This window comes from Pseudomonas sp. B1-22 (genome assembly GCF_050474425.1).
GTDB lineage: Bacteria > Pseudomonadota > Gammaproteobacteria > Pseudomonadales > Pseudomonadaceae > Pseudomonas.
The window spans coordinates 333,921-358,138 of sequence record NZ_JBCHVH010000004.1 but is presented as its reverse complement, the minus strand read 5'-3'; the positions used below and the strand labels follow the sequence as shown (position 1 = coordinate 358,138).

The window sequence follows — 24,218 nt, the reverse complement described above, 5'->3', positions numbered from 1 at the left end:
GAAAGCCCCCGCGCCGTCGCGCGGGGGCCAGGTCGGGAAACAGAGGGAATCGCCCTCGTGACGTTGGTCAGCCAGCTTTTTGCGCCAGAAGGCTGCGCAGGGTTTCCAGCGGGCGCGGGTCGATCCATTCGCGCACGTCGACGCGTGCCGGGATGAAGTTCCAGCGCTGCAGGAAGTCGGTGAAGTCCTGCAGCGCGAGGATCGAGCCTTCGTCGAGGTTGGTGCGCAGGCGCAGATGGGCGTCCTCGCCATAGGCGGTGGCGACCCAGAACTCGCTGCTGTTGGTTTCCCGCGCCAGGTAGCGGCGGGTGTCGTCCGGGTGCTGGTGCGCCCAGTCCTCGGCACGCAGTACCGAGGCGAGGATCGCGGTGGCGGCGTCGGGGTGGTTCTCCAGCAGGTTGAGGTCGACGCTCAGGGTGCGTGGCGTGCCGTTGTTGGCGCGGATCAGCGGCTCCGGATGGGCGCCGGTGTCGATCACCGTGTACAGGCCGAACTGCTGTGCCAGCTGCACGGCGTGGGCGCCCTTGAGGAAGATCGCGTCCACCTCGCCGCGCAGCAGGCCGACCAGCTCCGGGTTCTGCCCGCCGCGACGGCGGCCGCCGTGGCCGGTGATGCCGACGATGTTGCTCGGCGTCTCGTCGCTGAAGGTGCCCTTCAGGCCGAAGTCCACCAGCTCGACGTCGCGCACTTCCAGGCCTTCCAGGCGCAGGGCGTTTTCCAGGCCACGGATGGCCTGGGCGCGGGTGAAGTCGATCTGCGCGCCGCTCCAGTCCGGCAGACCGAAGCGCCGGCCCTTGAGGTCGCGCACGGTGCGGATGCCGCTCTGTTCGGTGGTCAGGATCAGCTGCGCCTCATCGGCCCAGGACAGGCCGATCACGCGGGTCTCGCGGCCGCTGGCGCGGGCCCAGATGGCCGGGATATTGCCGCCGTGGCGCACCGAGTTCTGCAGCGTGTGGTCGAAGTGCGACTCGCGCACCGCCTGGTCGGCGGACTCGCGCAGCGACTTGATCTGCGTGCCCTGTTCGGCCAGGGCTTCTTCCAGCCAGCCTTTCTGCACGGCGATGCCGAGGCCGGTGGGGACGGGGCAGCGGGTATACCAGAGGGTATCGAGGGGACGGGACATGTTCAGCTCCTTGTGGCTCAGGCGCGGGCCTTGAGTTCGTGGACGTCGGCGCGTTTGCCCTGCACCAGCGGCAGGACTTCCTGGCCGATGCGCAGGGCTTCTTCCAGGTGCGGATTGCCGGCGAGGATGAAGGTGGAGAAACCGGCGTCGCGGTATTCGGCGAGGCGCTCGGCGACGTTCTCGTGGCTGCCCACGAGACCTACGGTCGGTCCCGGCTTGGCCTTGCCGAAGCCGGCCCAGAGGTTGGGGCCGAGGATCAGGTCGTCGAAGCGCTCGACGTTCTGGTGGTAGGCGGTCTGCCGCGCGGCGCCGACGGAATCCGAGCCGGTGGCGAAGTTCTTGATGAAGGCGCTGGTGCGCGCGTCGATGCGCTCGTATTGGCGGCGCAGTTCGCTCCAGGCGGCCTCTTCGGTCTCGCGGGCGAACAGGTCGATGCGGATGCCGAAGCGGATCTCGCGGCCCTGCTTGTCGGCCAGCTCGCGCACGCGCTCCAGGTGCGGCTTGAGCTTGTCGATGGGCTCGGCCCAGTTCAGGTAGACGTCGGCGTGTTTAGCCGCGACGTCCAGCGCCGGATCGGAGAAGCCGGAGAAGTACACGCCGGGCTTGCGCACGTTCTTCAGTGCGATGGGCAGCGAGCCGTTCTCCAGCTGGTAGATGTCGCCCTGGTAGGAGAACTGCTCGTTCTTCCACAGGCCGTCGATGATGTCGAGGAACTCGCCGGTGCGCTGGTAGCGCTTGTCGTGTTCGAGGAAGTCGCCGTTGGCGCGCTGGCTGGCGGGGTTGCCGCCGGTAATGATGTTCCACTCCAGGCGCCCATGGGACAGGCTCTGCAGGATCGCCGCCTGCTGCGCGGCGTAGGCCGGCAGGGTCCAGGCGGCCTGGAAGGCGATCAGGAACTTGATCCGGCGGGTCTCGCGGGCCAGGGCGGCGGCGGCGATCCACGGCTCCGGCCCGGTGGGCAGCAGCGCGCCCTCGAAGCCGGCGATCTCGGCGGCCTTGGCCACCTGGGCGATGTAGTCGATGTAGGTGAAGCCGTCCGGCTCGCCGTTGGGCAGGCGGCCCGGGGCGATGTTGCCGGGGCGCTCGATGTGGCTGCCGCGGTTGTTCTTGTCCGAGGCGAGATAGGGACCGTCGCTGCCCAGCGGCAGTCGCCAGAAGAATTCGGTACTCATGGCCTTGCTCCTTTGCTTTGCGGGGGCAGCGTCGTGCTGCTCGTGCAGGGTCTTGAGCAAGGGCTGTGCCCAAAGCCTGCAGGCCAGGCGGGGCGGGGCTTTCAGGGTGGTGTGCTGCTGTGGCAGCAGGGCGTTTGTCTGTACAGCAGCAATAGGGCAGCAGGGGATGCTGGACGGGCAGCAATTTCCGCCCTGTTCGGGGCCCTGGTGGCTTCCCGGTTGCTCGTGTGAGTCGTAACTGGCTGATTTGTATTGGTATTTCTGAGTGGCACAAGTCCTGCTCAGTCAGTGGAACACCGCCACGCGGTTCATCCATCCCCGACTGCCAGGAGACATTCCATGTCCACTCTCGACCCGCAACTCGCCAGCCAGCTCGAACAGGTCCGCCGCGATTTCGCCAAGGCCTTCCGCGTGCTCAAGGAAAGCCGCACCCTCACCGCCACCAACACCTACCAGGCCTACGTGCGGGTGCCGGACAGCGACAAGGTCATCGCCGTCCACGCGCCGAGCCCCTGGGCCGACGACCAGGAAATCCGGGCGGTCATCGCCACCTGGGACGGCGAAGTGATCCTCGACGAAAGCATCCCTGGCGCGACTCCGCTCAGCGGCCGTGGCGCGGGCGGCAACGGCAAGCGCTATGCACCGATCTTCCAGGCGCGCCCGGAAGTGAATGTGGTGATCCACGTGCACACGCCCTACCTGGGCGGCTGGGCCAGCGCCCACCGCGTGCTGCCGATCCGCTACGCCGCCTCCCAACGCGTGACCCTGGCCCGCGAGCTGCCGATCTATATCGACCGTCGTCAGCCCGAGCCGCTGTTCATCCTCGACAAGCTCGCCGAGAACCCCAACACCCCGGCCATCCTCGAAGCCAACGGCGGCGCGACCTTCTGGGGCGAGGACCTGATCAAGGCGTCCAAGCTGATCCTGCTGATCGAGGAGGGCGCCTACTTCCAGGGTCTCGCCGAAGGCCTCGGCGGCTCCCGGGAATTCGGCCCCGGCGTGCTGGAGCAGCAGTGGAAGATGACCGGGCTGTGGGAGCAGGGGCAGAAGCTGCTGGAAGTGGCGGCCTGAGTTTCCTGCCGGTATGAAAAAGCCCTCTTGCGAGGGCTTTTTTGTGGGTGCGGACTGCGCTTTTCGTAGGGCCGAGGGGGACGTCCAGTCCTTGCTCGCGAACCGCCTCCGCAGCGGGGTTTGTTCGCGAGCAAGCTCGCTCCTACAGGTCCACTCCGCTGCTCCCTGTAGGAGCGGGCCATGCCCGCGAAGAGGTTCGCTTCCTGCCGACTCATCCGGCTTGCCTGGGTCGGGATTTCGCGGACAAGGTCCGCTCATACAGGTTACGGCTCAACCGCCGCTGCGTCTGCGCGCGGCACGTTCGAAAACGTTCTCCGCCCATTGATTCAGGCTCTTGCCAGAGGCCTTTGCAGCGATGGCCGCTGCCGCATGAACTTCCGGCCGGATGCGCAGCATGATCTTCCCGGACGCTGGCTTCTCCGGCTCCACGCCGCGTTCGGCACAATCGGCGAGGTAGTCCTCGACCGCTTCCTGCAAGGCGGCGTGCAAACCGCCGACACTGTCGGCATGGAAGCTGATGATGTCGTGCACCCCCAGCAGGCGGCCGACAAAGAGGTCGTCGCGGTCGTCGAATTCGATGCGGGCGGTGTAGCCCTTGTAGGTCATGCGGCTCATGCTTCCACTCCAGCCCGGCGCAGAAAATCGCGGGCTTCCTCGACCTGGTAGCGCTTGGCTTCCTTGCCCGGATGCGGGCGATGGCAGCGCCAGGTCTGGCCATGCAGCACCAGCTTCACTCTCGATCCTTCGCGCTCTTCCACGATTCCGCCCAGATGCAGGATCAGGGCCTCGATGTCGGCAAAGACGATGCCCGCACTGGTCGGCGTGCGGAAGATCATGGTGAGGGTCTTTCGGTGGCGGTTCTGCATCTCGAAATGCTATCTCTGGATGATAGCATCCGGCGTCGGGATTCCGCGCTAATCCGGCCGGAAGTGTCGAGTCTTTCTGTAGGAGCGGGCCACGCCCGCAATTGCGGACGAGGTTCGATTGCGACGATGCCTCCCTGTGGCTGTGGTGCGTGGGCTTACCCCTCACCCCAGCCCTCTCCCCAAGGAGAGGGAGCCGGCTGACGCCTGGATTACTCCCTGCTCCGAACCGTCCCCTCTCCCGCGTGCGGGAGAGGGTTAGGGTGAGGGGCTCTTGATCTTGTAGGAGCGGACTTCGTCCGCGATCCGGCCGAGAGGCCGGCAAGGAGCATCGCGGACGGAGTCCGCTCCTACGGTTTACATCACGGCTTGGCGGCAACAGCCGGGCCGGCGCTGCCCTGCCAGAAACTCTCCAACTGCAGATCCTTCAACCCCTGCTCGACGAACTTCGGTTCCAGCAGGTCCTCCACCTTCACCTCGCCCCGAATCAGCTTCGCCTTCTGGCTGTAGGCAATCCCATCGCTGTAATGCTGGCGCAGGGCCTCGTCGTAGAGCGGCGAGAAATGCGCCGACCACGGCTCGCCGGCCACTTCGCGCTGCAGCACATTGAGCGGCACGCCGGAGCGGGCCTGTGCCTCCTGGTAGGCCGCCTGGTTGGCGTCCTGGGAGACCCACCAGGCGGCTTTCAGGTAGGCGTCCACTACCAGCTGGGTAAGGTCCGGATGCGCCTTGACGAAGTCTCGCGCGCCCCAGAGTTCGGCGCGCATCTTCCAGTCGGCCGGGGCCTGCTTGCTCGACCAGATGATCCGGCCGACCTGCTTGTCCTCCAGCAGGAAGGCATCGCTCAGGGTGAAGAAGGCGTCCACCCGCCCGGCGCTCAACGCAGCCGCGCCGGCCTGCGGGTTGAGGTTGAAGATGCGGAAGTCCTCGAAGCTCAGGTGGTTGGCCTCCAGCAGCTTGGCGAACGACAGCTCCCATGGCCGGCCACGGTGCAGGGCAATGCGCTTGCCCTTGAGGTCGGCGATGGATTTCGCCGTGGAGCCGGGCGGCACCACCAGGTAGACGTTGTTGCCGATGCCGCCGGGAGCGATCAGCTGGGTCTGCACACCGGAGGCATTGGCGATGATCGACGGCAGGTCGCCGTAGAAGGCGAAGTCGATACGCTGGTTGGCGAACTCCTCATTGACGAAGGTACCCACCGAGGCGGTGGCGGCGGGCACCCATTCCAGCTTGATGCCGCGCTGGGCCAGTTGCTGCTCCAGCCACTTGTCGCGCTCGATGACGTAAGCCGGGCCATTGAAGGTGACTTGCCCGGCATTGGCGTAGGCCACGGTGGCGATGCGCAGGGTGGTCGGCTGCTCGGCGGCCAGGGCACCACCTGCGAGCAGCAGGGCGGCGGCCGGCAGCAGCCGACGCAGCGTGCGATGGATCAGGGACATGCGGTTTACCTCGCTTAGAAGTCGGTGGTGACCGAGACGCCGAAGGTGCGCGGGTCGCCGAACATCAGGGCGGCGGTCTGGAAGCCGCCGGGCAGGGTGTGGTTGCGGTATTCCTTGTCGGTCAGGTTGTTCACGTAGGCGGTGACGCGGGTGGTTTCGCCCGGCAGTTCGTAGGTCACCTGCGCGTTGCCCAGGGTGTATCCGCCGCTGCGCATGTTGGCGCTCTGGTCGTTGCTGAAGAAGTACTGGCGGCTGCGGGTGTTCCAGTCGGTGCCGAGGATCACCGCGCCGCCGACGTTCAGCGGAATGCGGTAGTCGGCGCCAAGCACGGCCGAGACGTTGGGCGCCCGGACGAAGTTGTTGCCCGAGTAGTCGTTGGGGCCGGAGGTGTAGTCGGTGAACTCGGTGTGCAGCAGGCCCAGGCCGAAGTTGACGTGCAGGTTCTCCACGGGGATGGCTTCGAGCTCGAACTCGGCGCCGTAGGCCTCGCCCTGGGCGCCGTTGGCCAGGCGCGAGACGGTCTGGTTGTTCACCGCGGTGACGATGTTGAGCTGGATGTCCTTGTAGTCGTAGTAGAAGACGCTGGTGTTGGCGTTCAGGCGGCCGTCCAGCCATTCCGACTTCAGGCCCAGTTCGTAGGAGGTGAGGTATTCCGGGTCCACCGTGGCGACGGTGGCCTGGCTGGTCACGCCGGTGTTGTAGCCGCCGGAACGGAAGCCGCGGGCATAGCGGAAGTAGGCGCGGGCGTTGTCGGAGATGCGGTACTCCGGGGTCAGGTCCCAGCTGTAATCGCTCCAGGTGTTGCTCGCGTCCTGGGTGGCGTTGGGTACCAGGGGCGAGAGGACGTTGTCTTCCTTCCACCAGTCGCCATTGCCGAACACCGCGGGGCCGCGGTTCTGCAGGCGCAGCAGGTCGATGTCCTTGGTCTCGCGGGTCCAGCGCAGGCCGGCGGTGAGGCTGAAGTCGTCGGTGAAGTTGTAGGTGGTGCTGCCGAAGATGGCGTAGCTCTCGGTCTGCTGGTCGTAGCTGACGTTGTTGTAGTAGCGCGGGATGTAGGGGTTGGTCAGCGCCGCGTTGGCGTTTTCCGCCTGCAGGTCCTCGTTGAAGTAGTGGAAGCCCAGTACCCAGTTCAGCCGGTCGGTGCGCGGCGAGGCCAGGCGGAACTCCTGGGAGTACTGCTGGCTGTCGGCGTAGCCGTAGCTGCGTTGCAGTTCCAGCGGGGTGTTGTCGCTGTCGCTCCAGCCGTCGCGGGTGAAGTGCTCGAAGGCGGTGATGGAGGTCAGCTCCAGTTCGCCCAGTTGCCAGACCAGGTTGAGGTTGCTGCCCAGCTGGTCGATCTCGGCCTGGTACTTGGCATTGAAGTTGGCCTTGCCCAGTTTCGGGTCGATGGAATAGCCGAACTGGTTGGTGCCGTTGGGCCGGGTGCCGTAGCTGACGGTGTTGTAGCTGGCGGTGTCGTGGTAGCTGCGGGCGTGCAGGTTGAGGTTGGCGTCGAGGTCGTCGTTGATCCGCGCGGCGAACTGCAGGCGCACGGCGTCGTCTTCCAGCGCGCCCTGGTCGTCGTTGTCGTTGATGTTCTCGGTATAGCCGTCGCGGCCCTGGTGGTGGAAGGACAGGCGACCGGCCAGCTTGTCGTCCACCAGCGCGTCGCTCACCGCGCCTTCGACGATGCGGTTGGCGTAATTGCCCATGTCGACCTTGAAGTAGCCCTCGGGGCTGAAGGTCGGCCTGCGCGAGATGAAGTTGATCGCGCCACCGGTGGTGTTCTTGCCCCACAGGGTGCCCTGCGGGCCGCGCAGCACTTCCACGCGCTCCTGGTCGAACAGCGGGAAGCCGGTGGCACTGATGTTGGCGATGTACACGTCGTCGACATAGATGCCGATCGGGCTGACCGTGTTGGCGCCCTGGTCGCCGGTACCCAGGCCGCGAATCCACCAGCGCGGACGGCCGTGGCCGTCGGTGGTGCCGGCGGAGGCGTTGGGCGTGTAGCGGGTCACTTCGTTGGCCGATTGCAGGGAGGCGTCGCGGATCTTCTCGCCGCTGATCACGGTTATCGGCGCCGGCACTTCCTGCACCGACTCCTCACGCTTCTGCGCGGTGACCACCACCTTGCCCAGGGTGGTGGGCGCGGCGCTGGTGTCGTTGTTCTGCTGGGTGTCGTTGTCGTCCGCCACGGCGTGCTGGCTGGCGAGTCCCCCCAGACTCAGGACGATGGCGAGGGAAAGGGTACTGCGTTTGAACATGGTGTCCCCAAGGGGCGGCGAAAGGACGGCCGGCTCTGTGGTGCTCGGTCGTCGCCGCAAGGCATCAAGCTGTTGTTGCGTTGCTCTTGTGCTGGCTCACGCGTGATAAGGCCGGTTGGCTTGATGGGGACATCGCAACATCCGTACCGCTTTGCGGTTTTATTGCAAGGCATTGATATGAAAGAGGTTTTAATTTCTGCTGCGTGAGCGTTGCTGCTGGGGAAGCAGTCCATGCTGGCCTGTCGCTGCGTGGGCAACAGCACGCCAGCAGGTCATCCCGCTTTCGTCGAAAGGCCTCGGGATCGCCATCTGCCGCTGTTAAGCTGGAGCCTCGCCAGACCAGGAGATGGTGATGAATACCCTGTTGCCGGAACGCCCCCTGCAACGTTTCCCGCGCAACCTGCGTGGCCGCGATTTCGTGGTCGGGGATGTGCATGGCCATTTCGAGCTGCTCGAACGCCTGCTGCAGCGGGTAGCGTTCGATACCGCCGCCGACCGCCTGTTTGCCGCCGGTGACCTGGTGGATCGCGGCCCCTATTCGCCGCGCGTGCTGGAGTGGCTGGAGCACCCCTGGTTCGCCTCGGTGCGCGGTAACCATGAGCAACTGGTGATCGACTCGGTGCTGGCCGGCGATGACCGCGACCTGCACTTCCGCAACGGCGGCGCCTGGCTCTATCTACTGGAGCAGGCGGAGCGCGAGCGCATCGCACGGCGTCTGCAGAACCTGCCGCTGGCCATCGAGGTGGACATCGGTGAGGGGCGCCGTGTCGGCATCGTCCATGCTGAAGCGCCGATCTCGTCGGCTTTCCCGGACTGGAACAGCGGCATGGCGGCACTGGCGGGAGAGCTGGGCAACGCTGCCCGGCGGAACGCGGCAGCATTGGCAATGTGGGCGCGCACCCGCATCGAGGGCGAGGACGAGACGCGGGTGCCCGGCGTCGAGCGCCTGTATGTCGGCCACACGGCGCAGACCCGCGTGCGTCGGCTGGGCAACACGCACTACATCGACACCGGCAGCGGCTACGCCGACGGTGCCTTGAGCCTGGTGGACCTGCACAGCGGGAAGGTGGAAACGGCGACCGCGCATTGAGCGGCCGTCCGCGTCCGTTTACTCGCCGCGGATGTATTGCTCCAGCTGACGGATCAGGTCGGCCTGCTCGGCGATGGCCGCCTTCACCAGATCGCCGATGGACAGCAGGCCGAGCAGCTCGCCGTTCTCCACCACCGGCAGGTGACGCAGGTGACGCTCGGTCATGATGCTCATGCAGGCGTCGATGTTCAGGTGGGTGTCCACGGTGATCACCGGTGCGGTCATCACCGCGCTGATCGGCGTGTCCTCCGAGTTGCGACCCTTGAGCGCCAGGCGCCGGGCGTAGTCGCGTTCGCTGAAGAAGCCGACTACCTGGTTGGCCTCCACCACCGGCAGGCCGCCGAGGTTCTTCTCCGCCATCAGGCGCAAGGCGTCGATCACCAGCGCGTCCGGGCTGATGGTGTAAACCTGCTGGTCCGCCTTGGCGTTCAACAGCTGAGCCACATTCTTCATTCCTGCCCCCTTTCGTCGTTTCACGGCGCGATGCCCGAGGTTCATAGAGAATCGTGGACAGATGACAATCCGGCAAGATTGGAAAGCGCCGTTGACACCCTTGAAAGCGTCATCCCCGATGCTGCGATTTATACTGTCCCTCCACTCCTGCCTTGCTGATCGACCATGACTGACGACGACCGCGACCTCCCCGAGCCCGAACACGACCACCTGCTCGACCTCGACGACGACCTCGACAGCCTGCTGGACGCGGACGCAGCGTATTTCGACGACCAGCCGGATGACGACGAGGAGCCGGAGGAGTATCACTCGGGTCTGGACGACGACTGGCGGGAAGACTGATTCCAGACCGCTTCTTTGCGTCACGAAGTGCTGGCAGAATGCCCCGCAGCATAAGAGGGATCACCATGCGCTACCTCCCCATCGTCCTGAGCCTGGCCCTGCTGGGCGGCTGCTCCTCCTCGGTCCGCACTGACGAGCGCGGCGCCCCAATTTCCCTGTACCGCGATACCCGCCACAACCTGGTGGTGAACTTCCAGCCCGACGCCCAGGTGGCCGCCAACCCGCGCTGGAGTGTGCTGATGAACAGCTGGCGCGAGTCCCTGCGCGAAGAAGCGGATTCGGCGGACTATCAGCTCTCGGTACAGGATGGCCAGCCGCGCGCCACAGAAACCCTGTCCACCCTGGTGGTGATCGAGGTGGGCGCCGGCCACAGCGCCAACAACCGCCCGCGCGCCGAAGAAGGCGAGTGGATTACCTCCACCGTGCGCTACCACGACGGCCTCACCGGCCAACTGCTCGCCTCGCGCCGTTACGACAGTGAGGTGCAAGCGTCCGGCGACCTGTTCGCCGCGATGGGCCCCGCGCAGCTCGATGCGGTGTCCGAGCAGATCGTCGAGGAAATCACCGGCGCCTTGCTGGTGGCCCGGCCGTCCCGCCCATTGCCGTCGCCCACGACGCCTGCCGCTCCGGTAGCGCCGCAGCGGAACGTGCCGGCTCCCGCCGCGCCTACGGCGATCGAAACCGTCGCCCACGCCGCCACGCCGCCGCGCAGCCAGGAGCAACAGATCCTCGATCTGCAGCAGCGCAACCTGCCGTACGAGCAGTATCGGGACGAGTACCGGCGGATCATGGGGCGCTGAGCGCCCCTACGCGAGGTCGAACGGTCGGGGGTTACCAGAACCAGCCGCCGTTCGACAGCTCCTGTTCGCAGCTCTTGTACTGGGCGCTGTACAGCGAGGCGCGGGCCTGGACCTTCTGCGACACCTTCTTCAGCCACGGCTTGGCGTCGTAACTGCGCTGGCGATAACCGCCCCAGCCCTCGTGGTAGTTCAGGTACTGGGCGTAGGCGTCCCACTTGGAAACACGGTTCACGCTGTAGGTCTTGTTCATGTACCAGCCCATGAAGTCCAGCGCGTCGGCGAAGTCGTCGCGGTCGGCGCCCCAGTCCCCGGCGTCCTTCTTGTAGTCCGCCCATGTCTCGTCCTTGGCCTGGGCGTAGCCGTAGGCGGAACTGACCCGGCCCCAGGGAATGAAACCGAGGAAGTAATAACGGGGTGGCAGCGCGTCGTGCTTGAAGGACGACTCCTGGTACATCATCGCCATCGGCACCTGAATCGGCGCGCCCCAGCGCTTCTGCATCTTCAGCGCGGCTTCGTGCCATTCCGGCTTTTCGCGGAAGATCTCGCAGAGGTTTTCGGGGTTCGCGGGAGGCTTGGTGGCGCACCCGGCAAGGGCCAGGAGCAGGGCCGGCAACGAGAGCCGAAGCATTGGCGGTATATCCTTTTCGCGCGCGATGGCAGCAGGCTTATACAGTCTTTGATGGCGAAGTGGAATCGTAGGGCGTCGAGGCCCGGCGCGGCGGCAGGGCCCGCCAAGCGGTGCGTTTAAGACAAAAACAGGAAAGCCCGCACAGGGCGGGCTTTTCAGGTGGTTCCGCAGACTGCCGGGGGCAGCTCGAAACAGGTAGATGGCGCATCCGGCGGGATTCGAACCCACGACCCCTGCCTTCGGAGGGCAGTACTCTATCCAGCTGAGCTACGGATGCGTATGCCGCGCCTGGCGCGGCAGGCGGCAATCATACGCATCTCGGGCTTGGGCGTCCAATAGCAGTACGCTCGTTCATGATATCGAACGAAATGCGCCGTCTGTCGGTAGAAATGCTCCGAAAAGGCTCTGCATCCTGATACCTTCGTTGGTTTTGTCGAACAAGCTCTTGCCCTTTACAGTCAAGGGCCCTAGGATTCGTTTGAGATTTCAAACGCCTCCCCATCACAACAACAGGAGACCGGAGAATTGGCATCACACCAGCCGGCCAACCGCCTGCGGGATGACATTCTTCCGTTGTGCCAACCGCTTGTCTTCAATGACAGCAGGTCCCTGTGCGGCTTCCGTCGATCAGCGTACCGGAAGGTTGTAGGGCAGACGTCTTCTTGGATTCAATCCAGGAATCCGTGCGTGAGCGAACTGGACCAGACCGGGCAATGACCCCGGCCTGAGTTTTTTCGTGTCCGCATGCCGAGCGAACTAAGAGCCGTTCGCCTGGCGTCGCCCCTTGCAGTGGCGACCTTCGCCTCTGGCGCCGATGGTGATCGGCCGGGGCGAATGAACGGCAGAGACTGCGGTCTCTCCATTCCAGACAACAGACGGGCGGGGCTCCAGACAGACCCGCCGTCCACAGGCTTTCCTCGAAAGGAGACAGGTCATGCAACTCAAAGACGCCAAGCTGTTCCGCCAACAGGCTTACATCGACGGTTCCTGGGTCGACGCTGATGGTGGCAAGACCATCAACGTGAACAACCCGGCCACCAACGAAATCATCGGCACCGTGCCGAAGATGGGCGCCGCCGAGACCCGTCGCGCCATCGAAGCCGCCGACAAGGCCCTGCCGGCCTGGCGTGCGCTGACCGCGAAAGAGCGTGCCAACAAGCTGCGCAAGTGGTTCGACCTGATGATCGAGAACCAGGACGACCTGGCTCGCCTGATGACCATCGAGCAGGGCAAGCCGCTGGCCGAAGCCAAGGGCGAGATCGCCTACGCCGCCTCCTTCCTCGAGTGGTTCGGCGAAGAAGCCAAGCGCATCTACGGCGACACCATTCCGGGCCACCAGCCCGACAAGCGTATCATCGTGATCAAGCAGCCGATCGGCGTGACCGCGGCCATCACCCCGTGGAACTTCCCGTCCGCGATGATCACCCGTAAAGCCGGCCCGGCCCTGGCCGCTGGCTGCACCATGGTGCTCAAGCCCGCTTCGCAGACCCCGTACTCCGCCCTGGCCCTGGCCGAGCTGGCCGAGCGCGCCGGCATTCCGAAGGGCGTGTTCAGCGTCGTTACCGGCAGCGCCGGCGAAGTCGGCGGTGAGCTGACCAGCAACCCGATCGTGCGCAAGCTGACCTTCACCGGCTCGACCGAAATCGGTCGCCAGCTGATGGCCGAATGCGCCAAGGACATCAAGAAAGTGTCCCTGGAGCTGGGCGGCAACGCGCCCTTCATCGTGTTCGACGATGCCGACCTGGACGCCGCCGTCGAAGGCGCGCTGATCTCCAAGTACCGCAACAACGGCCAGACCTGTGTCTGCGCCAACCGCCTGTACGTGCAGGACGGCGTGTACGACGCCTTCGTCGAGAAGCTGAAGGTCGCCGTGGCCAAGCTGAACATCGGCAACGGCCTGGAGCAGGGCATCACCACCGGTCCGCTGATCGACTCCAAGGCAGTTGCCAAGGTCGAAGAGCACATTGCCGACGCCGTTTCCAAGGGCGCCAAGGTCCTCTCCGGCGGCAAGCCGCATGCCCTGGGCGGCACCTTCTTCGAGCCGACCATCCTGGTCGACGTACCGAAGAACGCCCTGGTGTCCAAGGACGAGACCTTCGGCCCGCTGGCGCCGGTGTTCCGCTTCAAGGACGAGGCCGAAGTCATCGCCATGTCCAACGACACCGAGTTCGGCCTGGCTTCCTACTTCTACGCCCGTGACCTGGCCCGCGTGTTCCGCGTGGCCGAGCAGCTGGAATACGGCATGGTGGGCATCAACACCGGCCTGATCTCCAACGAAGTGTCGCCGTTCGGTGGCATCAAGGCTTCGGGCCTGGGCCGCGAAGGTTCGAAGTACGGTATCGAGGACTACCTCGAGATCAAGTACCTCTGCCTCGGCGGTATCTGAGCTGATTTTTCCGTGGGCGCGCGGGTGGCAGGCAAGAGCTGACAGCCACCTTCGCGTCGGCGTTTTCCGGTGGTAGCACCGGACAACCCGTCTGGCGGGCCGCAAGTTCCACGACAGTCGATCATCGTATGCTGTCGCGTGAGGCTTCTCCCCGCTTTCATCCTTTGATCCGGTCGCCCGATGAGCGGCCACTGAGGAAGCTATGAGCAAAACCAACGAATCCCTGCTGCAACGTCGTCAGGCCGCCGTACCGCGCGGTGTAGGCCAGATCCACCCGGTCGTCGCCGAGCGCGCCGAGAACTCCACCGTGTGGGACGTCGAAGGTCGTGAGTACATCGACTTCGCCGGCGGCATCGCAGTACTGAACACCGGCCACCTGCACCCGAAAGTGGTTGCCGCCGTTCAGGAGCAACTGACCAAGCTGTCCCACACCTGCTTCCAGGTGCTGGCTTACGAGCCCTACATCGAGCTGGCCGAAGAGATTGCCAAGCGCGTCCCGGGCAACTTCCCGAAGAAGACCCTGCTGGTCACCTCCGGCTCCGAAGCCGTTGAAAACGCCGTCAAGATCGCCCGTGCCGCCACTGGCCGCGCTGGCGTGATCGCCTTCACCGGCGCCTACCACGGCCGTACCATGATGACCCTGGGCCTGACCGGCAAGGTCGTTCCGTACTCCGCCGGTATGGGCCTGATGCCGGGCGGCATCTTCCGCGCCCTGGCTCCGTGCGAACTGCACGGCGTGAGCGAAGACGAGTCGATCGCCAGCATCGAGCGCATCTTCAAGAACGATGCCCAGCCGCGCGACATCGCTGCCATCATCATCGAGCCGGTTCAGGGCGAGGGTGGCTTCTACGTCAACTCCAAGCCGTTCATGCAGCGCCTGCGCGCCCTGTGCGACGAGCACGGCATCCTGCTGATCGCTGACGAAGTGCAGACTGGCGCTGGCCGTACCGGCACCTTCTTCGCCACCGAGCAACTGGGCATCGTTCCGGACCTGACCACCTTCGCCAAGTCCGTTGGCGGCGGTTTCCCGATCTCCGGCGTTTCCGGCAAGGCCGAAATCATGGACGCCATCGCTCCCGGCGGCCTGGGCGGCACCTACGCCGGTAGCCCGATCGCCTGCGCCGCGGCCCTGGCCGTGCTGAAAGTGTTCGACGAAGAGAAGCTGCTGGAGCGTTCGCAGGCTGTTGGCGAGCGTCTGAAGGCAGGTCTGCGCGACATCCAGGCCAAGCACAAGGTAATCGGCGACGTTCGTGGCCTGGGTTCGATGGTTGCCATCGAGCTGTTCGAAGGCGGCGATCACAACAAGCCGGCTGCCGAACTGGTCAGCAAGATCGTGGTTCGTGCCCGTGAGAAAGGTCTGATCCTGCTCTCCTGCGGTACCTACTACAACGTCATTCGCTTCCTGATGCCGGTCACCATCCCGGACGCCCAGCTGGACAAGGGCCTGGCCATCCTGGCCGAGTGCTTCGACGAGCTGGCCTGAGCCTTGACGGTTTAGCCGCTGTAACGAAAAAGGCCCGCGCAAGCGGGCCTTTTTTTTGTGTCCGAAATTGATGGTGCGCATGGGAAAGCGCCTAGGCTTTGGACTACGCTGCGCATTATTCCGTAGGCCTCACGCTGGCGGCATCCGAGGAAGCGCAGACCGGCAGGGACCGCTCTGGATCGGTTGTTCGTGCCGGCGTTTGGCGTCTGTATCGAACGAGGTGATCCATGAGCGTTTCTCCTGGCGTGTTGGTTGCGGCCAGCGATCCCTGGAGCCGCGAACTGCTGGGCCAACTGGTGCTCAGCGTACGTTGCGATGCCACAGTGCAGTTCTGCGAGGACGGGCTGGCGGCAATCGATGCCTGCAAGCGACAGCCGTTCGCCCTGGTGCTGGCTGAACAGGAACTGCCCGGCAGCGATGGCCTGGAGCTTCTGCGTCAGGTCCGCGTATTGCGCCGGGGGGCGGCGCAGCCCTTTATCCTGATCAGCGCAAAGGCGGATGCGGCCAGCGTGCGCGCGGCCCTGCCGTTGGCGCCGACGGCCTATCTGGTGAAACCGTACAACGCCGAGAACCTGCGCGAGCGTCTGCGCGCAGTGCTGCTGGCGCCGGGGGAGAACATCGTCTGTGAGTTGCCTGCCCTGGAGCAGAGCCTTTCGCTGGGGCGCTTCCTGCAGGGCGAGCGCGACGCCACCGAGGGTGCCCCGCTGATGGGCGAAGTCGGCAAGGCGGTGAACCGCTGCATGGAGGCCGGCGACATCAACCTGGAGATGCTGGAGCAGGAGTTCGGTCATGATCCGCAGATCACTGCCTGCCTGATCTCCGCCGCCAACAGTGCCGCGCGGCACGTCGGCATGCCGTGCCAGACGCTCCTGCAGGCGCTGTCGCGGCTGGGTGTTGCCCATGCCCTGAACCTGATGCTGGCGGTGGCGCTGCAGCGTGCTGCCACGCTGGACGATCCGTTGCTCAAGGAGCATGCCGAACGCTTCTGGCAGCTCTCGCGCCACACGGCCGATGGCGCCTTTGCGCTGGCCGAGTCGCTGGGAGCGGATGCCGACCGTTGCTTCACCGCGGGCCTGCTGCATTGCCTGGGCGACCTGGCCTTGCTGCGTAGCCTGCAGGACTGGAACAGCGCGGGTGGAGCGCTCAGCGAGGGCGAAGTGGACGCGGCATTGGCCGAGCACGGCGCCAGCTTCGGCTCGGCGTTGCGCACCCGTTGGCGCCTGCCGCTGGAGTTGCGCAACCTGATCGCGGCAGCCTACGCCCTGAACGGTGGCGTGCTCAGCCGCGAGGCGCTGATCGTCAACCTGGCCGCCAACGCGGCGCGCCTGCCGGAAGCCGAATTACCGAGCCTGTCGGAGCACAAGGCGGTGCGCATGCTGCAGCTGACGCCGGCGCAGCTGGGTTTTCTCAGCAGAAGCTGAAGAAGGGAAGGCCGCGCCTGGCGGCGCGGCCACTTACGCTTAGCGCGCGGCGAGCAGTTCCTTGCCCCGCACGACGGCGGCGCGAACCTGCTTGGGCGCGGTGCCGCCGATGTGGTCGCGGGCGTTCACCGAACCCTCCAGGGTCAGCACGGCGAACACGTCGTCGCTGATCTGGTCGCTGAACTGGCGCAGCTCGTCCAGGCTCATCTCGGCCAGGTCCTTGCCGCTGTCCACGCCGTACTTCACCGCATGGCCGACGATCTCGTGGCAGTCGCGGAAGGGCAGGCCCTTGCGTACCAGGTAGTCCGCGAGGTCAGTGGCGGTGGAGAAGCCGCGGCGGGCCGCTTCGCGCATGATCTCGCGCTTGGGCTTGATCGCCGGAACCATGTCGGCGAAGGCACGCAGGCTGTCGCGCAGGGTGTCGGCGGCGTCGAACAGCGGCTCCTTATCTTCCTGGTTGTCCTTGTTGTACGCCAGCGGCTGGCCCTTCATCAGGGTCAGCAGGCCGGCGAGGTGGCCGAACACGCGGCCGGACTTGCCGCGTACCAGCTCCGGCACGTCGGGGTTCTTCTTCTGCGGCATGATCGAGGAGCCGGTGCAGAAGCGGTCGGGCAGGTCGATGAACTGGAACTGGGCGCTGGTCCAGAGCACCAGCTCTTCGGAGAAGCGCGACAGGTGCATCATCGCCACGGCGGCGGCGGCGCAGAATTCGATGGCGAAGTCACGATCGGAAACGCCGTCCAGCGAGTTGCCGGAGATGGCTTCGAAGCCGAGCAGCTCGCAGGTGATGGTGCGGTCGATCGGGTAGGTGGTGCCGGCCAGCGCGGCGCTGCCCAGGGGCATGCGGTTGGCGCGCTTGCGGCAGTCCACCAGGCGCTCGTAGTCGCGGCTGAGCATTTCGAACCAGGCCAGCAGGTGGTGCCCGAAGGTCACCGGCTGGGCGGTCTGCAGGTGGGTGAAGCCGGGCATGATGGTGTCCGCTTCGGCTTCCGCCAGACCCAGCAGGCCCTGCTGCAGGCGGGTGATTTCGGCCAGGATCAGGTCGATCTCGTCGCGCAGCCACAGGCGGATGTCGGTGGCCACCTGGTCGTTGCGCGAGCGGCCGGTGTGCAGTTTCTTGCCGGTGATGCCGATGCGGTCGGTCAGGCGCGCTTCGATGTTCATGTGCACGTCTTCCAGGTCGACGCGCCAGTCGAAGTTGCCGGCCTCGATCTCGCTCTGGATCTGCTTGAGGCCATCGATGATGGTGTCGCGCTCGGCGTCGGTCAGCACGCCGACCTTGGCCAGCATGGTGGCGTGGGCGATGGAGCCCATGATGTCGTGGCGGTAGAGGCGCTTGTCGAAGTCGACGGAGGCGGTGAAGCGGGCGACAAAGGCATCGACGGGCTCGCTGAAGCGGCCGCCCCAGGACTGGTTGGTCTTCTCTACGCTCATGGATTTCTCTCGCGGAAACGGGCAGGCGCGGCGCGCGGCCTGCATGACGGGCAAAGTGCGACGATAATAGCAGGCTGAACGACAAAACCGGCGGCGCTTTGGCGGTTGGAGTGGGGGAGTGGCCGGGAATCGCCGTGCAACCCCGGCCGATCCTTGCGCTCTCCGACAATTCCCGGCTCTGGTCGCACGCCGTGCTTGCCGCCGTGCGGACGCTTACGGAAACTGCGTCGATGCTCATACTTGCCAAGACCGGCGCCCGACCGGCACCCGAAGACGACTTCTTCATTCCCGAGCTCTGCCAGCCCGAGGCGCTGTTCAGCCTGGTGGTGCTGGCCGAGATGCTGGTGCTGGTGATCGTGCTGGCCGAACCGATGACGCCCAGTTTCAACTGGGTGCGCCTGTCATTGATCTCGCTCTTTGTGCAGTGGATCGTGCTGCTCTCGGCCGGCCTGCTGTGCCGCCTGCGGCCGCTGCTGGCGCGTTGGCCAGCCTGGCGTGCGGGGGCGATCAGCTGCGCGCTGGTGGTGGCGCTGACCCTCGGCTGCACGGCGGCGGCTGACTACCTGTCCCTGGGCGGGCCGATGTCGCGCACCGGCGAGGTGAATCTTTACCTGCGCCATGCATTGATCGCCCTCATCATGTCCACCCTGTTGCTACGCTACTTTTATCTCCTGAGCCAATGGCGGCGTCAGGAACAGGCCGAACTGCGGGCACGGATCGAGTCGCTGCAGGCGCGTATCCGTCCGCATTTCCTGTTCAACAGCCTCAACAGCATCGCCAGTCTGATCGAGCTCGATCCGGGCAAGGCCGAGCAGGCGGTGCTGAATCTGTCGGACCTGTTCCGTGCCAGCCTGGCCAAGCCGGGAACATTAATTTCCTGGGGGGAGGAACTCGAGTTGGCCAGACGCTATCTTTCCATAGAGCAGTTTCGTCTTGGCGACCGCTTGCAGCTGGACTGGCAGGTGGGTGGCGTGCCCGATGGCGTGCCGATCCCTCAGCTGACGTTGCAGCCCTTGCTGGAGAACTCGCTGATTTATGGCATCCAGCCGCGCATTGAAGGCGGACTGGTGAAGGTTGAGGCGGACTACCGTGACGGTGTATTCCAGCTCTGCGTGAGCAACCCGTACGACGAGTCGACGCAGACGCTGCCCACGAAGGGGACCAAGCAGGCGCTGCAAAATATTGCGGCGAGACTTGCGGCACTTTTCGGGCCAAAAGCTAGTCTCAGCGTCGAGCGCCGTGACGGACGGCACTACACCTGTCTACGCTATCCATGTGCGCGTCTCATGCAGGAAGCCTGAGCTTATGAATGTCCTGATCGTCGATGACGAACCCCTGGCGCGAGAGCGCCTGGCCCGGCTGGTAGGGCAAATGGACGGCTATCGCGTCCTCGAGCCCTCTGCCAGCAATGGTGAAGAAGCGCTGACACTGATCGACAGCCTGAAGCCGGATATCGTCCTGCTGGATATCCGCATGCCCGGCCTGGACGGGCTTCAGGTGGCGGCCAGGCTGTGCGAGCGTGAAGCCCCGCCGGCGGTGATCTTCTGCACCGCCCATGACGAATTCGCCCTGGAGGCGTTCCAGGTCAGCGCGGTCGGCTACCTGGTCAAGCCGGTCCGCAGCGAGGACTTGGCCGAAGCATTGAAGAAAGCCTCGCGGCCCAACCGCGTGCAGCTGGCGGCGCTGACCAAGCCCCCGGCGGCCGGTGGCCCTGGCCCGCGCAGCCACATCAGCGCGCGGACTCGCAAGGGCATCGAGCTGATTCCGTTGGAAGACGTGATCTTCTTCATCGCCGACCACAAGTACGTGACCCTGCGCCACGCTGCCGGCGAGGTGCTGCTGGATGAGCCGCTGAAGGCGCTGGAAGACGAGTTCGGCGAACGCTTCGTGCGCATCCACCGCAACGCGCTGGTCTCCCGCGAGCGCATCGAGCGTTTGCAACGCACCCCGCTGGGGCACTTCCAGCTCTACCTCAAGGGGCTCAATGGCGATGCCCTGACCGTCAGCCGCCGGCATGTCGCAGGCGTACGACGACTCATGCATAACCTGTAGCGACACAGTGCCGCATTCCGCGTGAAGCCTGGGCTCCCCGCCCGGGTTTCTGCGCGCGCGAGCTGTTATGATGCGGGCAATCTGGTGCACGCTTTAATTGCACGCTTTCTACTGCACGGAAATGCCCATGTCCTCTCGCGAAATCCGTATCGCCACGCGCCAGAGTGCGCTGGCCCTGTGGCAGGCCGAATACGTCAAGGCCCGCCTGGAGCAGGCCCATCCCGGCCTGGTCGTTACCCTCCTGCCCATGACCAGTCGTGGCGACAAGCTGCTCGACGCGCCGCTGGCGAAGATTGGCGGAAAGGGCCTGTTCGTCAAGGAGCTGGAGACCGCGCTGCTGGAAAACGAGGCGGACATCGCCGTGCACTCCATGAAGGACGTGCCGATGGACTTCCCCGAAGGCCTGGGCTTGTACTGCATCTGCGAGCGCGAAGATCCGCGCGACGCCTTTGTCTCCAATACCTATGCCAGCCTCGATGAGCTGCCCGCCGGCAGCGTGGTCGGCACTTCCAGCCTGCGTCGCCAGGCCCAACTCCTGGCTAGCCGCCCGGACCTGCAGATCCGCTTCCTGCGCGGCAACGTCAACACCCGCCTGGCCAAGCTGGATGCCGGCGACTACGACGCGATCATCCTCGCCGCCGCTGGCCTGATCCGCCTCGGCTTCGAAGACCGCATCCGCTCTTCGATCAGCGTCGAAGCCAGCCTGCCGGCCGGCGGCCAGGGCGCGGTGGGCATCGAGTGCCGTACCGCCGACAGCGAAATCCACGCACTGCTCCAGCCGCTGCATCACGCGGAGACCGCCGTGCGCGTGACCGCCGAGCGCGCCCTGAACAAGCGTCTCAACGGTGGCTGCCAGGTGCCTATCGCCTGCTACGCCGTGCTCGAAGGCGATCAATTGTGGCTGCGCGGCCTGGTTGGCCAGCCCGACGGTAGCCAACTGCTGCGTGCCGAAGCTCGGGCCGCGCAGGCCGACGCTGAAACGCTCGGCGTGAAGGTGGCCGAGGCGCTGCTGGAGCAGGGCGCCGAGGAAATCCTCAAGGCGGTGTACGGCGAGGCCGGTCACCCGTGAGTCACTGGCGGCTGCTGCTGACCCGTCCCGAAGAGGAGTGTGCGGCACTGGCCGCGAGCCTCGCTGAGGCGGGCATCCACAGCGCCAGTCTGCCGTTGCTGGCGATCGCCCCGCGGGAGGAGACCCCGGCCGAGCGCAGCCTGATTCTTGACCTGGACCGCTACTGTGCGGTTATCGTGGTCAGCAAACCGGCGGCGCGCCTGGGACTTGAGCGGCTCGACCGCTACTGGCCGCAGCCACCGCTGACGCAGAGCTGGTTCAGCGTGGGCGCGGCGACCGCGGCTATCCTCGAAGACTACGGCCTGACCGTGCACTACCCCGCAGACGGCGACGACAGCGAGGCCCTGCTGAGGCTGCCGGCGCTGGAGCAGGCCCTGCAGGTGCATGATCCGAAAGTGCTGATCCTGCGTGGCGAAGGTGGCCGAGAATTCCTCGCCGATTGCCTGCGCGGCCAAGGCGTGGCGGTCGACTATCTGGAACTCTACCGGCGCGAAATGCCGTCTTATCCCGCGGGTGAACTGTTGCGGCGCATCCGCGAAGAGCACCTGAACGCCGTGGCGATCAGCAGCGGACAGGGGCTGGAATATCTGCATCAGCTGGCGGCGCAGGACTGGCCGCAGGTGTGTGCGCTGCCGTTGTTCGTGCCCAGTCCGCGCGTGGCCGAGCAGGCCCGCGAACTGGGCGCGCAGCGGGTGATCGATTGTCGGGGCGCCAGCGCTGCGGCACTGATGGAGGCGCTGCGGAGCGCCGACAAGAACAATTTCTGAGCGAAGGATGGATCTGTGAGCGAAGCCGTCACTCCCCAAGAGACTCCCACTCCGACCAATCCGGCCCGTGAGCCTGCACCGCGCAAAGGCGGCACCGGCATTGCCCTGCTGGCCCTGCTGGTCGGCGCCGCCGGCCTTGCTGCGGGCGGCTGGGGTGTCTGGCAAGTCCAGCAGCTGAAGATCGCCGAGCAGCAGCGCGCTGCCCAGCTGGAGGACGCCCGCGCGCAGGCGCAGAGCGTGCAGAACAGCAACGCCCTCCTGAACAAGCGTCTGGACGCCTTGCCGAGCGCCGAAGAACTCGATGCCCGCCGCCGCCTGGTGGTAGAGCTGCAGGGCGACCAGCAGCAGCTGGCCAAGCAGCTCAAGCAGGTGCTGGGCCAGAGCCGCCAGCAGTGGCGCCTGGCTGAGGCCGAACACCTGCTGCGCCTGGCTGCGCTGCGTCTGTCGGCATTGCAGGATATCGACAGCGCGACCGAACTGGTGCAGGGCGCCGACGATATCCTGCGCGTGCAGAACGATCCGGGCGCCTTCGCTGCCCGCGCGCAACTGGCCAAGAGCCTGGAAGCGCTGCGCAGCCTGCCGCGTCCGGACCGCACCGGGCTGTTCCTGCAACTGGGCGCGCTGCGTGACCAGGCTGCACAACTGCAACCGTTGAACCCCGCCTTCAAACCCGCCGATGCCGGCACCGGGCCGAAGACCGCCTGGAGCGATGGCAACGATCGCTGGAGCGAATGGTGGGATCGCATCTCGCAGTACGTGCGCATCGACTTCAACGCCGGCCAGGACATCCGCCCGCTGCTCTCCGGCCAACAACTCGACCGCGTGCGCCTGGCCCTCAGCCTGGCACTGGAACAGGCGCAATGGGCGGCTCTGAACGGCAAGCAGGAGGTCTACCAGCAGGCGCTGAAACAGGCCCGGCAGATCGTCGGCGACTTCTTCAACGCCGATCTTGCCGACAGCCGCGCCCTGGCGACCCGCCTCGACGAGCTGAGCAGCCAGGCCGTCACCGTGCAGACGCCGGACCTGGGCCCCGCCCTCAGCTCGCTGCAGGCCTATCTCTCGCGCCGCGACGCCGCTGCCGCGCAGCAGGAAACCGTCGCGCCTGACGCGGGGGCCCAGCCATGAGCCGCGTCTATGTGCTGATCCTGGCCGTCGTGCTGGCGGCCACCCTGATCGGTCTGGCCGTTGCCGAGCAGTCGGGCTACGTGCTGATCGCCTACAAGAGCTTCCGCTACGAATCCAGCCTGTGGACCTTCCTCGCACTGCTGGTGGTGTTCTGGGCGGTCTACCTGGCGGTACGGGTAGCGATGCGTCTGCTGGGCGTGTCCGGGCGGGTGGTCAACCCCTGGTCGCGCTTCAACCGTCGCCGCCGTTCGCTGTTGGCCGAGGAGAACGGCCAGCGAGACCTCGCCGAAGGGCACTGGCAGCAGGCGCTGCGTCACCTGCGCCGCGCCGCCGAGTTGAGCGAGCGTCCGCTGCCGCACTTCCTGGGCGCCGCCCGCGCGGCCAATGAACTCGGCAAGACCGAGGAATGCGATGAGCTGCTCGATCACGCCCTGAAGCGTGAGCCGGGCGCCGAGCTGGCCGTGGGCCTGACCCGTGCCCAGCTGCTGATCAACCGTGGCGATGTCGGCCAGGCGCGTACCGTGCTGGACAAGCTGCACCAGGACCATCCGCGCCATCCCACTGTCCTGCGCCTGCTCCAGCAGCTGTACGTCAGCCTGCACGACTGGCAGGCGCTGTGCGTGCTGCTGCCCGAGTTGCGCAAGGAGCGGGTGCTGCAGAACGCCGAGCTGGCGGACCTGGAGCGCCGCAGCTGGATCGCCTCGCTGGGCGAGGCCGGCGAGCAGGGCATGGGGCAGGGCGAGCGCAGCCTGCATGCTCTGAGCCAGCGCTGGCAGAACGTGCCGTCCAATCTTCGCGCACAGCCGCCGCTGGTGGCGGCGTACGCCGAGCAGCTGCTGCGCCTGGGCGCTCCGGAAGAAGCCGAAGACGTGCTGCGCAAAGCCCTCAAGGAAGGCTACGACAGCCGCTTGGTGTACCTGTATGGCCGCGCCCGCGGTCGCGATGGCGCGCATCAGCTGAAGACCGCCGAAGGCTGGCTGAAGCAGCATGGGGACGACCCTGAGCTGCTGCTCACCCTCGGTCGCCTGAGCCAGCAGAACAAGCTGTGGGGCAAGGCGCGCGAGTACCTGGAGGCCAGTATCGCCCGCCAGCGCAGCGCGGAAGCCTGCGCCGAGCTGGCGCGTCTGCTCGCGCAACTGGGCGAGGTGGAGCGCAGCAACCAGCTGTTCCAGGAAGGCCTGGGCCTGCTGGCGCCGTCGGCTTCGTTGCCGGTGGCGGCTCGGGCCTGATCCCGATGCCTGAAGAAACGGCGCCTGC

22 protein-coding genes and 1 tRNA gene are annotated in these 24,218 nt (G+C 65.9%); 13 read left to right on the top strand and 10 right to left on the bottom strand.

Annotation, left to right across the window (positions count from 1 at the left end):
• Window positions 1-67 precede the first annotated feature (67 nt).
• Entirely contained in the window at window positions 68-1,123 is a 1,056-nt protein-coding gene (locus ACQ5BL_RS17215) for an ABC transporter substrate-binding protein (RefSeq protein WP_243808675.1), read from the bottom strand.
• 17 nt (window positions 1,124-1,140) lie between these two features.
• Window positions 1,141-2,295, bottom strand: a complete 1,155-nt coding sequence (locus ACQ5BL_RS17210; RefSeq protein WP_243808676.1) for an LLM class flavin-dependent oxidoreductase — start codon at window positions 2,293-2,295, stop codon at window positions 1,141-1,143.
• Between the two features lie 339 nt (window positions 2,296-2,634).
• Here ACQ5BL_RS17210 and ACQ5BL_RS17205 point away from each other — a divergent pair, with 339 nt between their 5' ends.
• Entirely contained in the window at window positions 2,635-3,366 is a 732-nt protein-coding gene (locus tag ACQ5BL_RS17205) for a class II aldolase/adducin family protein (protein WP_243808677.1), read from the top strand.
• Window positions 3,367-3,636: 270 nt separating this feature from the next.
• On the opposite strand, the gene ACQ5BL_RS17200 is transcribed toward ACQ5BL_RS17205, so the two are convergent.
• The 4 genes from ACQ5BL_RS17200 to ACQ5BL_RS17185 form a co-directional block, all read right to left on the bottom strand.
• Window positions 3,637-3,981: a type II toxin-antitoxin system HicB family antitoxin gene (locus ACQ5BL_RS17200; protein ID WP_243808678.1), complete on the bottom strand. Its 345-nt coding sequence runs from the start codon at window positions 3,979-3,981 to the stop codon at window positions 3,637-3,639.
• The gene (locus tag ACQ5BL_RS17195) at window positions 3,978-4,232 is read right to left on the bottom strand and encodes a type II toxin-antitoxin system HicA family toxin (RefSeq protein ID WP_430293194.1); all 255 of its coding nucleotides are present in this window, start codon (window positions 4,230-4,232) and stop codon (window positions 3,978-3,980) included. Before ACQ5BL_RS17195 ends, ACQ5BL_RS17200 begins: the two co-directional genes overlap by 4 nt.
• A gap of 359 nt (window positions 4,233-4,591) precedes the next feature.
• On the bottom strand, window positions 4,592-5,668 hold the full coding sequence (locus tag ACQ5BL_RS17190; RefSeq protein ID WP_243808680.1) for an ABC transporter substrate-binding protein: 1,077 nt from the start codon (window positions 5,666-5,668) through the stop codon (window positions 4,592-4,594).
• A gap of 14 nt (window positions 5,669-5,682) precedes the next feature.
• Entirely contained in the window at window positions 5,683-7,911 is a 2,229-nt protein-coding gene (locus ACQ5BL_RS17185) for a TonB-dependent receptor (protein ID WP_243808681.1), read from the bottom strand.
• A 352-nt stretch (window positions 7,912-8,263) separates the two neighbouring features.
• On the opposite strand from ACQ5BL_RS17185, the gene ACQ5BL_RS17180 reads away from it, so the two are divergent.
• Window positions 8,264-9,001, top strand: a complete 738-nt coding sequence (locus tag ACQ5BL_RS17180) for a metallophosphoesterase (protein WP_243808682.1) — start codon at window positions 8,264-8,266, stop codon at window positions 8,999-9,001.
• A gap of 18 nt (window positions 9,002-9,019) precedes the next feature.
• On the opposite strand, the gene ACQ5BL_RS17175 is transcribed toward ACQ5BL_RS17180, so the two are convergent.
• The gene (locus ACQ5BL_RS17175) at window positions 9,020-9,454 is read right to left on the bottom strand and encodes a CBS domain-containing protein (RefSeq protein WP_207885787.1); all 435 of its coding nucleotides are present in this window, start codon (window positions 9,452-9,454) and stop codon (window positions 9,020-9,022) included.
• A 165-nt stretch (window positions 9,455-9,619) separates the two neighbouring features.
• On the opposite strand from ACQ5BL_RS17175, the gene ACQ5BL_RS17170 reads away from it, so the two are divergent.
• The gene (locus ACQ5BL_RS17170) at window positions 9,620-9,796 is read left to right on the top strand and encodes a hypothetical protein (protein ID WP_243808683.1); all 177 of its coding nucleotides are present in this window, start codon (window positions 9,620-9,622) and stop codon (window positions 9,794-9,796) included.
• Between the two features lie 65 nt (window positions 9,797-9,861).
• On the top strand, window positions 9,862-10,596 hold the full coding sequence (locus tag ACQ5BL_RS17165) for a hypothetical protein (protein WP_243808684.1): 735 nt from the start codon (window positions 9,862-9,864) through the stop codon (window positions 10,594-10,596).
• A 31-nt stretch (window positions 10,597-10,627) separates the two neighbouring features.
• Here the strand turns inward: ACQ5BL_RS17165 and ACQ5BL_RS17160 are convergent, their stop codons facing one another.
• Window positions 10,628-11,224: a hypothetical protein gene (locus ACQ5BL_RS17160; protein ID WP_243808685.1), complete on the bottom strand. Its 597-nt coding sequence runs from the start codon at window positions 11,222-11,224 to the stop codon at window positions 10,628-10,630.
• 200 nt (window positions 11,225-11,424) lie between these two features.
• Window positions 11,425-11,501, bottom strand: a tRNA-Arg gene (locus ACQ5BL_RS17155).
• 657 nt (window positions 11,502-12,158) lie between these two features.
• On the opposite strand from ACQ5BL_RS17155, the gene gabD reads away from it, so the two are divergent.
• The 3 genes from gabD (at window position 12,159) to ACQ5BL_RS17140 (ending at window position 16,514) form a co-directional block, all read left to right on the top strand.
• The gene (gene gabD / locus ACQ5BL_RS17150; RefSeq protein ID WP_207885784.1) at window positions 12,159-13,610 is read left to right on the top strand and encodes an NADP-dependent succinate-semialdehyde dehydrogenase; all 1,452 of its coding nucleotides are present in this window, start codon (window positions 12,159-12,161) and stop codon (window positions 13,608-13,610) included.
• A gap of 202 nt (window positions 13,611-13,812) precedes the next feature.
• Window positions 13,813-15,093, top strand: coding sequence for a 4-aminobutyrate--2-oxoglutarate transaminase (gene gabT / locus ACQ5BL_RS17145; RefSeq protein ID WP_243808686.1), 1,281 nt, complete (start codon window positions 13,813-13,815; stop codon window positions 15,091-15,093).
• 227 nt (window positions 15,094-15,320) lie between these two features.
• Window positions 15,321-16,514, top strand: a complete 1,194-nt coding sequence (locus ACQ5BL_RS17140) for an HDOD domain-containing protein (protein ID WP_243808687.1) — start codon at window positions 15,321-15,323, stop codon at window positions 16,512-16,514.
• 39 nt (window positions 16,515-16,553) lie between these two features.
• Here the strand turns inward: ACQ5BL_RS17140 and argH are convergent, their stop codons facing one another.
• Window positions 16,554-17,948 carry an argininosuccinate lyase gene (argH, locus tag ACQ5BL_RS17135; RefSeq protein WP_243808688.1) on the bottom strand — a complete coding sequence of 465 codons (1,395 nt, stop codon included), beginning with the start codon at window positions 17,946-17,948 and terminating at the stop codon, window positions 16,554-16,556.
• 230 nt (window positions 17,949-18,178) lie between these two features.
• Between argH and ACQ5BL_RS17130 the strand changes: the two genes are divergently transcribed.
• From ACQ5BL_RS17130 to ACQ5BL_RS17105, 6 genes are all read left to right on the top strand, one after another.
• Window positions 18,179-19,249, top strand: a complete 1,071-nt coding sequence (locus tag ACQ5BL_RS17130; RefSeq protein ID WP_243808689.1) for a sensor histidine kinase — start codon at window positions 18,179-18,181, stop codon at window positions 19,247-19,249.
• Between the two features lie 4 nt (window positions 19,250-19,253).
• Entirely contained in the window at window positions 19,254-20,000 is a 747-nt protein-coding gene (gene algR, locus ACQ5BL_RS17125) for an alginate biosynthesis regulator AlgR (protein WP_207885780.1), read from the top strand.
• 127 nt (window positions 20,001-20,127) lie between these two features.
• Complete coding sequence (hemC, locus tag ACQ5BL_RS17120) at window positions 20,128-21,069, top strand: hydroxymethylbilane synthase (RefSeq protein ID WP_243808690.1); 942 nt, start codon at window positions 20,128-20,130, stop codon at window positions 21,067-21,069.
• Window positions 21,066-21,836: a uroporphyrinogen-III synthase gene (locus ACQ5BL_RS17115; RefSeq protein WP_243808691.1), complete on the top strand. Its 771-nt coding sequence runs from the start codon at window positions 21,066-21,068 to the stop codon at window positions 21,834-21,836. Before hemC ends, ACQ5BL_RS17115 begins: the two co-directional genes overlap by 4 nt.
• 15 nt (window positions 21,837-21,851) lie before the next feature.
• Window positions 21,852-22,961: a uroporphyrinogen-III C-methyltransferase gene (locus ACQ5BL_RS17110; RefSeq protein ID WP_207885777.1), complete on the top strand. Its 1,110-nt coding sequence runs from the start codon at window positions 21,852-21,854 to the stop codon at window positions 22,959-22,961.
• The gene (locus ACQ5BL_RS17105) at window positions 22,958-24,190 is read left to right on the top strand and encodes a heme biosynthesis protein HemY (RefSeq protein WP_243808692.1); all 1,233 of its coding nucleotides are present in this window, start codon (window positions 22,958-22,960) and stop codon (window positions 24,188-24,190) included. The genes ACQ5BL_RS17110 and ACQ5BL_RS17105 overlap by 4 nt, the downstream gene beginning before the upstream one ends.
• The last annotated feature ends 28 nt before the right edge of the window (window positions 24,191-24,218 follow it).